We start from the raw sequence: 12,130 nt of genomic DNA, 5'->3' as shown, positions 1-12,130 counted from the left end.
CTCGAACGAGGAGCGGACCCAGGCCCTGGCAGACTTCCTCCACACCTACAACCACCACCGCTGCCACACCGCACTCGGAGGCCAGCCCCCGATCAACCGCGTCAACAACCCTGCGGGTCAATACACCTAGGTCGTGTCCGGGCGTCGCCGGTCCGGTCCGTCAGGCCCGCTCGTCGAACTTCGCCGCCCGGAGGTACTCCGGCTTCGGGTCGAGCGCCGCCGCCAAGCGGAAGTGCCGGGTCGCCTGCTCGGGGCGGCCGGCCCGCTCGAAGGTGCGGGCCAGGGCGAAGTGGGCGAACGCGTTGTCCGGCTCGCGCTCCAGCACCAGCTCGAATTCCAGCTCGGCGGGGCGCAGTTGGGCGGCGGCGAAGAAGGCGCGGGCCCGGAGCAGCCGGGCGGCGGTGTTCTCCGGATGCGCGGCGATCACCGAGTCGAGCAGCTTGACGGCACCCCTGGGGTCCCGGGCGTCGAGCAGTTGCTCGGCCGCACGGAAGTCGATGACGTGGGTCTCCGGATTCCTCTGGGGCACGGTCGCATCCTTCCCTTCCCTCGCGGGTTTTCAACGTCCGCCCCGGAGCCGGTATTCCGGTCCGTCCGGCCGGGGCGTCCCCGCACGCGTCCCCGCACGCGGACTCAGCACGCGGACTCAGCGGGCGGACTCAGCGGGCGTCGGCGGCCCTGCGGACCAACTCGTCCCAGACTGTGCGCACCTGCGGTTCCAGCGCCTCCAACGGCCCGTCGTTGTCCACGATCAGGTCGGCGACGGCCCGGCGCTGGTCGCGGGTGGCCTGTGCGGCCATCCTGGCACGGGCGTCGGACTCCGTCATTCCGCGCAGCGTGACGAGCCGTTCGAGCTGGGTCTCGGCGGAGGCGTCGACGACCACGACCAGGTCGTAGAGGGGGGCGAGCCCGTTCTCCGTGAGGAGGGGGACGTCGTGGACGACGACGGCGTCCTCGGGGGCCGCCCGTTCCCGTTCGGCCGCGCGGGCGCCGACCAGGGGATGGACGATCGCGTTGAGCGCGGCCAGCCGCCCGGCGTCGGCGAAGACGAGTGCACCGAGCGCCGGGCGGTCCAGAGCGCCTTCGGCGGTCAGCACGTCCGGCCCGAACTCCTCGACGACGGCCGCGAGTCCGGGGGTGCCGGGCTCGACGACCTCACGGGCGATCCGGTCGGAGTCGATCAGGACGGCGCCGTACTTCACGAGCAGCCGCGACACTTCGCTCTTGCCGGCTCCGATGCCGCCGGTCAGGCCCACTTTCAGCATGGGCCGCAGCCTACGGGCCGGGCGGGGGCGCTCAGCCCTCGCCCTCCCGCTCGGCGAGGAAGCGCTCGAACTCGCGGCCGATCTCGTCGGCGGACGGCAGGTCGACCGGCTCGGCGACGAGGTTGCCGCGCGTCTCGGAGCCGGCGACGGCGTCGTACTGGTGCTCCAGGCCCTCGACGAGCGAGACCAGTTCCTCGTCGCCCTGGCCGATCTGCCGGTCGATCTCGGTCTGGGTGCGGTGCGCCTCGGTGCGCAGGGTGTGCGCGAGCGCGGGCAGCACGAGACCCGTCGCCGCGGTGATCGCCTCCAGCGCGGTCAGCGCCGCGTCCGGGTAGGAGGACCTGGCGACGTAGTGCGGGACGTGGGTGGCGACCCCGAGGACGTCGTGGCCGGACTCCATCAGCCGGTACTCGACGAGCGCTTCGGCCGAACCGGGCACCTGGGCCTCGTCGAAGGGGCTGCGGTGGCCCGGCATCAGGTCGGTGCGGTTGCCGTGCGGGGTGATACCGACGGGACGGGTGTGCGGGACGCCCATCGGGATGCCGTGGAAGTTCACCGCGAGCCGGACGCCGAGCCGCTCGACGATCTGCTCGACGGCGGCGGCGAACCGCTCCCACTCCACGTCCGGCTCCGGGCCCGACAGCAGCAGGAAGGGCGCTCCGGTGGCGTCCTGGACCACCCGTACCTCCAGGGTCGGGGCCTCGAAGGACGTCCAGCGGTCGCGCCGGAAGGTGAGCAGGGGGCGCCGTGCGCGGTAGTCGACGAGCCGGTCGTGGTCGAAGCGCGCGACGACCTGGTGCGGCAGCGTTTCGAGCAGGCCGTCGACGATCTGCTCGCCGGTCTCGCCCGCGTCGATGTAGCCGTCGAAGTGGTAGAGCATGACCAGGCCGGCCGACTCCTGCGCCAACGCCATGTCGACGACGGCCAGGCCCTTCGGCTCCCATTCGTACAAACTCTGCGGATCAGGCACGGTTACCGCTCCTCCTCGTGTTCCTAGAGAAGAACACGAAGGGCGGCACACGCATTCCCCGCGCCCGGACCTTTCCCCGGTGAGGGCGGTTCACGGCGCGTCAGTCGCCCGTCCCTCAGGAGCGGTTCGACCTCTCCGGCATCACCCGCCGATCCTGGTCCAGACCTTGACGCGCCCCGCCGCCGTCCCTACCGTCACTGGGCAACACGTTCAGAGACTCGCCCCATGTTCATGTACGAGAACCGCATCTCTACGAGAACCGCCCCTGCGCAAGAGCCGCACATGGACATGACCGCACGGGAACACCTGGACTCCTCCGACGGGAAGGCACCCCCCATGCGCACCCGCTCCCCCCTCACCGCTCTGCTCGCCGCCGCCCTGGCCGCCGGCGGTCTCACCCTGGCCGGCGCCGGGCCCGCGAACGCCGCGGTCATCGACGTCAGCACCGCGGCCCAGCTCAAGTCGGCACTCACCACCGTCTCCCCCGGTGACACGATCCGGCTCGCCGACGGCACGTACACCGGGAACTTCAAGGCCACCCGGCCCGGCACCTCCGGGGCACGGATCACCCTCACCGGCTCCAGCAGGGCGGTCCTGACCGCGGGCGGCGGCTACGGGCTGCATCTGAACGGCGCCTCGTACTGGACCGTCCAGGGCGTCACGCTCAAGGGCGGCCAGAAGGGCATCATGACCGACGCGGCGAACGGCGTCGTCATCGACTCGGTGACCGTGCACGACCTCGACATGGAAGGCGTCCACTTCCGCAAGTCCAGCAGGGACGGCGTTCTGAAGAACTCCCGGATCTACGACACCGGGCAGAACGGACGCGGCATGGGCGAGGGCGTGTACGTCGGTTCGGCCGGCGATCTCTCCGACCGCAGCGACAACGCGCAGATCCTGAACAACACCATCGGCCCCGGTGTCGGCGGCGAGAGCATCGACATCAAGGAGGGCACGACCGGCGCGAGGATCATCGGCAACACCTTCGACGGCGACGGGCTGACCGGCGCCAACTACGACGACTCCTGGGTCGACGTGAAGGGCAACAACGTCCTGGTCGAGGGCAACAAGGGCTCGCGCACCACCAACAACGGCTACGAGACCCACACCCAGCAGAGCGGCTGGGGCTGCGGCACCGTCTTCCGCGGCAACGCCTCGAACCTCTCCGGGGCCACCGGCGACAAGCAGCTCGCCATCAACGTCACCAACAACGGCTCCGGTTGCCGCACCACGGTGTACGCGAGCAACACCGTCACCGGCGGCAAGGGGCTGACCAACATCACCGTCACCCCGTAACCGCCCCGCCCCGTGAACGCGAGTGAGGCCCGCCCCCCGAAGGGGACGGGCCTCACTTACCGCTTCTCAGCTACCGCAGCCGATGAGCCGCCGGGGTCAGAGCGTCAGCTCTGGCCGCCCGCGAGCTTCTCGCGCAGCGCGGCAAGGGCCTCGTCCGACGCCAGGGCGCCGGAGTTGTCCGCCGACTCCGAGGAGTAGGAGCCGCCGCCGCCACCGCCACCGCTGCCACCGGAGGCGGCCGGAGCAGCGCCGGCCGGGGCAGCAGCGCCCTCGGCCGCAGCAGCCTCGTCGGCCTCGCGGGACTTGATGACCTGGGCCTGGTGCTGCTCGAAGCGCGTCTGCGCCTCGGCGTACTGGGTCTCCCAGACCTCGCGCTGCGCCTCGAAGCCCTCGAGCCAGTCGTTGGTCTCGGGGTCGAAGCCCTCGGGGTAGATGTAGTTGCCCTGGTCGTCGTACGACGCGGCCATGCCGTACAGCGTCGGGTCGAACTCGACCGAGGCCGGGTCGCCACCGAAGGACTCGTTCGCCTGCTTCAGCGAGAGGCTGATGCGACGACGCTCGAGGTCGATGTCGATGACCTTGACGAAGATCTCGTCGTTGACCTGGACGACCTGCTCCGGGATCTCCACGTGGCGCTCGGCCAGCTCGGAGATGTGGACCAGGCCCTCGATGCCCTCGTCGACGCGGACGAACGCACCGAAGGGAACGAGCTTGGTGACCTTACCCGGGACGACCTGACCGATCTGGTGCGTCCGGGCGAACTGCTGCCACGGGTCTTCCTGCGTCGCCTTGAGCGACAGGGAGACGCGCTCGCGGTCCATGTCGACGTCGAGAACCTCGACGGTGACTTCCTGGCCGACCTCGACAACCTCGGAGGGGTGGTCGATGTGCTTCCAGGACAGCTCGGAGACGTGCACGAGACCGTCGACGCCACCCAGGTCCACGAAGGCACCGAAGTTGACGATCGAGGAGACGACGCCGGAGCGGACCTGACCCTTCTGCAGGGTCGTGAGGAACGTCTGGCGGACCTCGGACTGGGTCTGCTCGAGCCAGGCACGGCGGGACAGGACCACGTTGTTGCGGTTCTTGTCCAGCTCGATGATCTTGGCCTCGAGCTCCTTGCCCACGTAGGGCTGGAGGTCGCGGACGCGACGCATCTCGACGAGCGACGCCGGCAGGAAGCCACGGAGGCCGATGTCGAGGATGAGACCACCCTTGACCACCTCGATGACGGTACCGGTGACGATGCCGTCCTCTTCCTTGATCTTCTCGATGGTGCCCCAAGCACGCTCGTACTGAGCGCGCTTCTTCGAGAGAATCAGGCGGCCTTCCTTGTCCTCCTTCTGGAGAACCAGGGCCTCGATCTCGTCGCCGACCTTGACGACCTCGTTCGGGTCGACGTCGTGCTTGATCGAGAGCTCGCGGCTCGGGATGACACCTTCGGTCTTGTAACCGATGTCGAGGAGAACCTCGTCCCGGTCAACCTTGACGATGACGCCATCAACGATGTCGCCGTCGTTGAAGTACTTGATCGTCTCGTCGATCGCCGCGAGGAACGCGTCCGCGTCGCCGATGTCGTTGACCGCAACCTGCGGCGTGGTGGTGGTCTCGGTGCTGCTCGTCATGTGGGAAAGGGCTCCGGTACGGACAGAGAGTCGTAGGTACTGCTACGCCGAAAGCCCGTATCGCCTCTGCAGAAGCCGGACAGCCTGGAAAGCGCGCAATCCGTTTCCGGAGAGGCGCCTCGACAACCGAGGGGACATGCAACAGACGCGAGCGCGGCCTGCTAGGTCTGAGGCGCGCAGGCTCGCAGCGCAACTTGTAGCATACGGGGGCAGCCGGACAGGGTCAATGCGCGAAGGCGCACACCCGGGACGCATCGCCCCGATTCCGGCACAACTCGCGTTCCCCGAGGCCACATCGGCCCGAGAGCACTACGGCACGGCGCCGCGGACGCGCGTCCGTACCCCTGGGGTACGCCCCCTGGTACGTACCGCGCGCGGCGGGTGAAGGCAAACTACAACGACGGGCACGATGAGCCAAGAGATCCACGGGACCTACTCCGCAGAAGCCGCAGAACCCGCAGAGTCCGCAGAGCCGGAAGCCACACGCCGTGCGGCGGACGAGACGGAGAGCAGCCGGGCCAGCCGCGGCTGGTGGGACCGGAACGCCGACGAGTACCAGAGCGACCACGGCGGCTTCCTGGGGGACGACCGTTTCGTCTGGGGTCCGGAAGGGCTGGACGAGGCGGACGCCGCCCTGCTGGGCCCCGCCGCCTCCCTCAAGGGCCGCGACGTCCTGGAGATCGGCGCCGGGGCCGCCCAGTGCTCGCGCTGGCTGGCCGGGCAGGGCGCCCGCCCGGTCGCGCTCGACCTCTCCCACCGCCAGCTCCAGCACGCCCTGCGGATCGGCGGGGACGTACCCCTGGTCGAGGCCGACGCGGGCCGGCTGCCGTTCCGGGACGGTTCCTTCGACCTGGCCTGCTCCGCGTACGGGGCGGTGCCGTTCGTCGCCGACCCCGTGCGCGTCTTCCGCGAGGTCCACCGGGTGCTGCGGCCCGGCGGGCGCTGGGTGTTCTCCGTGACGCACCCGATCCGCTGGGCCTTCCCGGACGAGCCCGGGCCCGAGGGGCTGTCCGTCGCCGCCTCCTACTTCGACCGCGTCCCCTACGTGGAGCAGGACGAGGACGGCGACGCCGTCTATGTGGAACACCACCGCACGCTGGGCGACCGGGTCCGGGACGTGGTGGCGGGCGGCTTCCGGCTGGTCGACCTGGTCGAACCGGAATGGCCCGCCTGGAACAACCAGGAGTGGGGCGGCTGGTCCCCGCTGCGCGGCAACCTGATCCCGGGCACGGCGGTCTTCGTCTGCGAGCGGGGCTGAGCCGCTGACCGGCCGGGGTGCGCGGAACCCTTGAGGACCCTCCCGTACGACACTGGGGGCGTGATCCGCACCGAAGCCCTGGACCGACTGCCCGTCCGCACCGCCGTGCCCGCCCTGCGGCGCGCGCTCGACGACCGGGGCGTCGCCGTCCTGTGCGCCCCGCCCGGCACCGGAAAGACGACGCTCGTCCCGCTGGTGCTGGCCGGGCTGACCGGCGAGGGCCCGGTGCGCCGGGTCGTGGTCGCCGAGCCGCGCCGGATCGCCGCGCGGGCCGCGGCGCGGCGGATGGCCTGGCTGCTGGGCGAGCGGCCGGGCGAGCGGGTCGGCTTCACGGTGCGCGGCGAGCGCGTGGTGGGGCGGGACACGATGGTGGAGGTCGTGACCACCGGGGTGCTGCTCCAGCGGCTCCAGCGGGACCAGGAGCTGGCCGGGGTGGACGTGGTGATCATCGACGAGTGCCACGAGCGGCACCTGGACGCCGACACGGTCGCCGCGTTCCTCCTGGACGTACGGGAGGCGATCCGGCCCGATCTGCGGCTGGTGGCGGCGTCCGCGACGACGGACGCGGAGGGCTGGGCGCGGCTGCTCGGCGACGCCCCGGTGATCGAGGCGCAGGGGGTCTCGTATCCGGTGGAGGTCCTCTGGGCGCCGCCCGCCCGTCCGGTGAAGCCGCCGCACGGGATGAGGGTGGACCCCGCCCTGCTGACGCATGTGGCGGCGACCGTGCGGCGGGCGCTCGGTGAGCGGGAGGGGGACGTGCTCTGCTTCCTGCCCGGCGTCGGGGAGATCGGGCGGGTGGCCGGGCAGCTCGCGGGCGTGGACGCGGAGGTGCTCCAGGTGCACGGGCGGGCTCCGGCCGCCGTGCAGGACGCGGTGCTCGCCGGGTCCTCCGAGGGTCGGCGGGTGGTCCTGGCGACCTCGGTGGCGGAGTCGTCGCTGACAGTGCCGGGCGTGCGGGTCGTCGTCGACTCGGGTCTCGCCCGGGAACCCCGTACCGACCATGCCCGGGGGCTGAGCGCCCTGACGACCGTACGGGCCTCCCAGGCGGCCGGGCGGCAGCGCGCGGGGCGGGCGGGGCGGGAGGCTCCGGGGGCGGTGTACAGGTGCTGGGACCAGGCCGAGGACGGGCGGCTCACGCGCTTCCCCTCGCCGGAGATCAAGGTCGCCGACCTGGCCGCCTTCGCGCTCCAGGCGGCGTGCTGGGGCGATCCGGACGCCTCCTCGCTCGCGCTGCTGGACCCGCCGCCCGCCGGGGCGATGGGCGCCGCCCGGGAGGTGCTGGAGGCGATCGGCGCGGTGGACGGCGGGGGCCGGGTCACCGAGCGCGGCGCCCGGATGTCCCGGCTCGGGCTGCATCCCCGGCTGGCGCGGGCCCTGCTGGACGGCGCGCGTGAGGCCGGGGCGCGGCGGGCCGCGGAGGTGGTGGCGCTGCTGAGCGAGGAGCCGCCGAGGGAGTACGGGGACGATCTCGCGGCGGCGCTGCGGACCGCCCGCCGGGGCCAGGACGGATACGCGGCGCGCTGGAAGCAGGAGGTGCGCCGGCTGTCGTCGTCGCTGGGCAGCGACTCCCCCGGCACCGGGAAGGGCGGCTCGGACGACGCCGTCGTCGGCCTCGTCGCCGCGCTGGCGTTCCCGGAGCGGGTGGCGCGGGCCCGGGGCGACGGGGCCTTTTTGATGGCGTCGGGCACAGGCGCGGAGCTGCGGGACGCCTCACGGCTGCGCAGCGCGCCCTGGCTCGCCGTGGCGGTCGCGGACCGGCCCTCCCACACGGCGTCGGCGCGGGTGCGGCTGGCGGCGGTGGTCGACGAGCCCACCGCGCTGCTGGCCGCCGGGCATCTGCGGGTGCGGGGCGAGGAGGTCCGGTGGGTGGACGGCGAGGTGGTGGCCCGGTCGGTGGACCGGCTGGGGGCGGTGGAGCTGGCGGTACGGCCGCTGAGGCAGCCCGATCCGGAGCTGGTGCGCGGGGCCCTGGTGGAGGGGCTGCGGCGGGAGGGGCTGGGGCTGCTGCGGTGGACCCGGGACAGTGAGCAGTTCCGGCTGCGCCTGGCGTTCCTGCACCGGGTGCTGGGCGCGCCGTGGCCGGATGTGTCGGACGGGGCGCTGCTCGCGGAGACCGGGGCGTGGCTGGAGCCGGAGCTGTCGCGGGCGCGGCGGCGTTCCGATCTGGGCCGGATCGACGCGGGCCAGGCGTTGCGGCGGCTGCTGCCCTGGGCGACCGGGGAGGCCGCCCGGCTGGACGAGCTGGCGCCGGAGCGGATCGAGGTGCCGAGCGGTTCCCGTATCAGGGTCGAGTACGGCGGCGAGCAGCCCGTCCTGGCGGTGAAGCTCCAGGAGTTGTTCGGGATGGGCGAGACGCCCCGGGTGGCCGGGGTGCCGGTCCTGGTGCACCTGCTCTCCCCCGCCGGGCGGCCCGCGGCCGTCACGGCGGACCTGGCGTCGTTCTGGCAGGAGGGTTACAAGGCGGTGCGGGCGGAGCTGCGCGGCCGCTACCCGAAGCATCCGTGGCCGGAGGACCCCGCGACCGTACCGGCGACGCGGTTCACCTCGGCGCGGCTCAAGCGGTCGTAGGACTCCGCGACTGCCGGGACCGCGCCTCCAGCCAGAGGGCGAGCGCGAGCAGTCCGATGCCGAGGCCGAGGAAGCCCCAGGGCAGGTACGAGGTGAGGAGGAGGACCAGGACGCGCTGGGACTTCACCAGGTCGACGGTGTCCGCGATGTAGTCCTCGCGCATCTTCACATGGCCGGAGAACGCGGTGACGGTGTCCTCGGACATGCCCATCTTCTTGGCGTCGCGCAGCTCTTCCGTGTGGATCTCCTCGCCGTTGACGGGGGCTCCGGTGACGGGGTCGACCCAGAACATGCGCTTCGTGGTGTACCAGCGGGTCATGCCGGTCTGCGCGATCTGTTCGGCGGTGATGCCCTCGATGGGCATCTTCTTGGGCATCGGGACCTTGGTCCACGGGATGGTCTGCTCGAAGTAGTAGACCTCCAGTCCGCGGAAGGTCCGGGTGCCCTTGTAGTGGATGGGGGCGGTGGTGCGGCTCTGGGCGTCGAAGTACTCGTAGTCCCGCTTCTCGGTGAGGAAGGGCCACTTGTACTCGATGCCCTCGCGCCGGACCGGGTCGCCGTCGACCATCTCGCCGGTGGCGTTGACGGGGGCCTGGCTGTGGGCGTCGAAGATGTAGCGCTCGGGGATCTCGGAGACCATCTTGCCGTCGGGGCCCTGGATATAGGAGAGCGCGTCCCAGACGACGACGTCGCGTCCGGCGCTGCGTTCGATCTTCTCGGACTCCTCCACGTTGCCCTTGAGCGTCTGGACGATGGTGACCTTCTCGACCTTCTCGGCCTTGAGGGTGGTGTAGTCGAGGAGGGTCGCGGGGGACGCCTCCAGGACGACTTCCTGGTACTGGTTCGGCGGGACCTTGGCCAGGCGCGGGAACGCGTACCAGCGCAGCAGTGGCGACAGGGCGGCGAAGAACACGGCGAAGGCCAGGAGTACGAGACCGGCTCGGCGGCGCATGGTGGTGACCTCTCCCTCTGCGGCGGCTATCTCTTCGGTCCCGGGACGGTGGTCAGCAGGGGTTTCGGCGAGGTCTCCCCGGCCGGGGAGCCGACGGCGGAGATGGTGAACACGAGCACGAGGGCGGCGGCCAGTCCGATGGCGGCGGCGACGAGGGCACGCATGCTCGGCCTCCCGGGGCGGTGATCCGATGACGGCGACCTGATGGGTCGTCAGGGCTGAGGCACCGTAGCAACCGGGGCGCGAGATGAGAACACAGCGGACAGCCCCTCGGCCGGATGACCGAGGGGCTGTGCGATGGCTGTGCGGCGCGGCGGGTGTGGCGGGGTCAGGCTTCGGGGGTTTCCGTCTCCTTCGGAGCCGCCTCCTCGGGGGCCGTCCCCTCCGGGGCGGTCTCCTCGGGTGCGGTCTCCTCGGGTGCGGTCTCCTCCGGGGCCTGGATGGTGAGTTCGATGACGACCGAGGCGCCGCCCTCGGTGGTGAGGCGCAGTTTGAAGGTGCCCTCGGTGTCGTCCGCGAAGATCTCCGGGAGCCGGAGCACGCCCTCGGCGTCCGTCGTCAGGGTGGTCAGGGTGCGCACCGGCTTGCCGGCCGCGTCCTTGAAGTACGGGCCCTTGTCGTTGTCGAGGAGCCCCAGGGGGTCCTTGACCATGGTGGCGGTGACGGCCACTCCGGCCGCCGCGGCGTCCTTGTACGTGGCCTTGACGGTGACGGCGTCCGCGAACTTCTCGCCGGGTGCGGCGACGAGCGCCTTCTCGTCGGTCCGGGCGATCGTGTCGGCCTGGCGGGCGGTGACGGTCGCCGCGTAGGTCAGGGTGCGCGGCCTGCCGGTGCCCGCGACGGCGGTCACCGTGAACTCCCCGGCCTTCTCACCGGCCTTGAGCTCCGGCGCGGCGGCGGTGCCGTCGGCACCGGTCCGCACCGTGACGGTCTTCTTGCCGCCGGCGAACAGCGTGCCGGTGTTCCCGGTGACGGTGAACGTGACAGGCACCTTGCCGAGCGGAGCGCCGAGCGCGTTGCGGGCGAGGACGGTGACCCGCTCGTCGAACGCCTGGCCCGCGGTGGCGCGCAGCGGGCCGGTGCCGGCGTTCTCCAGGGAGCCGAAGGTCTCGGCCGGCGTCGGCTTGGAGGTGGGCGGCTTCGGCGGCTTCGGCGTCGGGCTGGTGGAGCCGTCGCCGGGCTTCGAGGGGCCCGGGCTCGGCTTCCCGCCCGGCTTGTCCGGGGAGGGCTTCGGGCTCGGGGTGACGCCCGGGCTCGGGGTTCCCGGGTTCGGGGTGGAGCCGGAGGGGGCGCTCGGATAGGTGGGCAGCGTTCCGGTGCCGTCGGGGATCTCGTGCGTACCGCGCTGGTAGTACGAGAACCAGGAGCGGACCGTACGCAGGTACTCGTTCGACCGGTTGTAGCTCAGCACGGCCCGGTCGAGGTCGGCGGCGATGGCCAGATCCCGGTCGTTGGCGCAGAGGTAGCGGCCGGCGGCGAGCGCCGCGTCGTAGATGTTGTTGGGGTCCTTGCGGCCGTCGCCGTTGGCGTCCTGGCCCCAGGAGGCCCAGGTCGACGGGATGAACTGCATCGGGCCGACCGCGCGGTCGTGGACCGCGTCGCTGTCGTACGCGCCGCCGTCGGTGTCCTTGATCAGGGCGAAGCCCTGGCCGTTGAGGGCCGGGCCGAGGATCGGGGGGCTGGCGGTGCCGTTGGCGTCGACGCGTCCGCCGCGGGCCTGGCCGGACTCGACCTTGCCGATCGCCGCGAGGAGTTGCCAGGGCAGCCGGCAGGCGGGGTCGGTCGTCCTGACGGTCTGCTCGGCCTGCTTGTACGCGGCCAGGATCGAGGCCGGAATGCCGGCTTCCGCGCTCCCGGTCACCGGCAGGTTGCTGGAGGCTCCGGGCTTGTTGGGCGTGACCAGGGGCGGGAGGTCCGTGTAGTAGGGCGAGTTGCCGGTCGCGGCGCCGTCTCCGTCGGTGCTCGCGGTGTCCTCACCCGCCGCCTTCGGGTCACCGCCGCCGGCGGGTCCGTCGGCCAGGGTCGCTGCGGGCGCCTGCGAGGCCGCGAGTGCCGCCACGGCGGCCGCCGCCAGCGCGGTGGTCGTGGCCCCCTTGCGCAGACGTCGGCGAATGTGCGCTGCCATACGTTCCGGTCCCTCCCCCTCGAAGGCTGCTCGCGCTCCCCAGCGCAAGGACTCCAGCGACCCTACGGCAA

At 72.0% G+C, this 12,130-nt stretch carries 10 protein-coding genes and 1 pseudogene; 4 read left to right on the top strand and 7 right to left on the bottom strand.

Going from position 1 to position 12,130, the window contains the following annotated elements:
* A pseudogene (locus tag ACIQRW_RS13155) lies at nt 1-130 on the top strand (IS481 family transposase); the annotation flags it as partial.
* A gap of 30 nt (nt 131-160) precedes the next feature.
* On the opposite strand, the gene ACIQRW_RS13150 reads toward ACIQRW_RS13155, so the two are convergent.
* The 3 genes from ACIQRW_RS13150 to ACIQRW_RS13140 form a co-directional block, all read right to left on the bottom strand.
* Entirely contained in the window at nt 161-529 is a 369-nt protein-coding gene (locus tag ACIQRW_RS13150) for a tetratricopeptide repeat protein (protein ID WP_403758402.1), read from the bottom strand.
* Between the two features lie 130 nt (nt 530-659).
* Nucleotides 660-1,265, bottom strand: coding sequence for a dephospho-CoA kinase (gene coaE, locus ACIQRW_RS13145; RefSeq protein WP_403758399.1), 606 nt, complete (start codon nt 1,263-1,265; stop codon nt 660-662).
* A 31-nt stretch (nt 1,266-1,296) separates the two neighbouring features.
* Nucleotides 1,297-2,235 carry a PAC2 family protein gene (locus ACIQRW_RS13140; protein WP_403758396.1) on the bottom strand — a complete coding sequence of 313 codons (939 nt, stop codon included), beginning with the start codon at nt 2,233-2,235 and terminating at the stop codon, nt 1,297-1,299.
* A gap of 336 nt (nt 2,236-2,571) precedes the next feature.
* Here ACIQRW_RS13140 and ACIQRW_RS13135 point away from each other — a divergent pair, with 336 nt between their 5' ends.
* Entirely contained in the window at nt 2,572-3,531 is a 960-nt protein-coding gene (locus ACIQRW_RS13135; RefSeq protein ID WP_403758459.1) for a right-handed parallel beta-helix repeat-containing protein, read from the top strand.
* 104 nt (nt 3,532-3,635) lie between these two features.
* Here ACIQRW_RS13135 and rpsA read toward each other — a convergent pair whose 3' ends face one another.
* The gene (gene rpsA / locus ACIQRW_RS13130; RefSeq protein ID WP_018957589.1) at nt 3,636-5,156 is read right to left on the bottom strand and encodes a 30S ribosomal protein S1; all 1,521 of its coding nucleotides are present in this window, start codon (nt 5,154-5,156) and stop codon (nt 3,636-3,638) included.
* A gap of 409 nt (nt 5,157-5,565) precedes the next feature.
* Between rpsA and ACIQRW_RS13125 the strand changes: the two genes are divergently transcribed.
* Both ACIQRW_RS13125 and hrpB read left to right on the top strand, forming a co-directional pair.
* Complete coding sequence (locus ACIQRW_RS13125; protein WP_403758393.1) at nt 5,566-6,414, top strand: class I SAM-dependent methyltransferase; 849 nt, start codon at nt 5,566-5,568, stop codon at nt 6,412-6,414.
* Between the two features lie 60 nt (nt 6,415-6,474).
* On the top strand, nt 6,475-8,982 hold the full coding sequence (gene hrpB, locus ACIQRW_RS13120; RefSeq protein WP_403758390.1) for an ATP-dependent helicase HrpB: 2,508 nt from the start codon (nt 6,475-6,477) through the stop codon (nt 8,980-8,982).
* On the opposite strand, the gene ACIQRW_RS13115 is transcribed toward hrpB, so the two are convergent.
* The 3 genes from ACIQRW_RS13115 to ACIQRW_RS13105 all read right to left on the bottom strand — a co-directional run bounded on the left by ACIQRW_RS13115 (nt 8,969) and on the right by ACIQRW_RS13105 (nt 12,059).
* The gene (locus ACIQRW_RS13115) at nt 8,969-9,934 is read right to left on the bottom strand and encodes a DUF3068 domain-containing protein (protein ID WP_403758387.1); all 966 of its coding nucleotides are present in this window, start codon (nt 9,932-9,934) and stop codon (nt 8,969-8,971) included. The two genes, hrpB and ACIQRW_RS13115, sit on opposite strands and share 14 nt — an antisense overlap.
* A gap of 26 nt (nt 9,935-9,960) precedes the next feature.
* Nucleotides 9,961-10,098 (bottom strand): SPW_0924 family protein, encoded by a 138-nt coding sequence (locus ACIQRW_RS13110; protein WP_107085744.1) that lies wholly within the window; start codon nt 10,096-10,098, stop codon nt 9,961-9,963.
* Between the two features lie 164 nt (nt 10,099-10,262).
* Nucleotides 10,263-12,059 carry a lytic murein transglycosylase gene (locus ACIQRW_RS13105; protein ID WP_403758384.1) on the bottom strand — a complete coding sequence of 599 codons (1,797 nt, stop codon included), beginning with the start codon at nt 12,057-12,059 and terminating at the stop codon, nt 10,263-10,265.
* Between the last annotated feature and the right edge of the window lie 71 nt (nt 12,060-12,130).

It is taken from the genome of Streptomyces sp. NPDC091287 (genome assembly GCF_044768525.1).
GTDB lineage: Bacteria > Actinomycetota > Actinomycetes > Streptomycetales > Streptomycetaceae > Streptomyces.
Note: the sequence above shows the minus strand (reverse complement) of the source record. Positions and strands in the feature narration are given on the sequence as shown.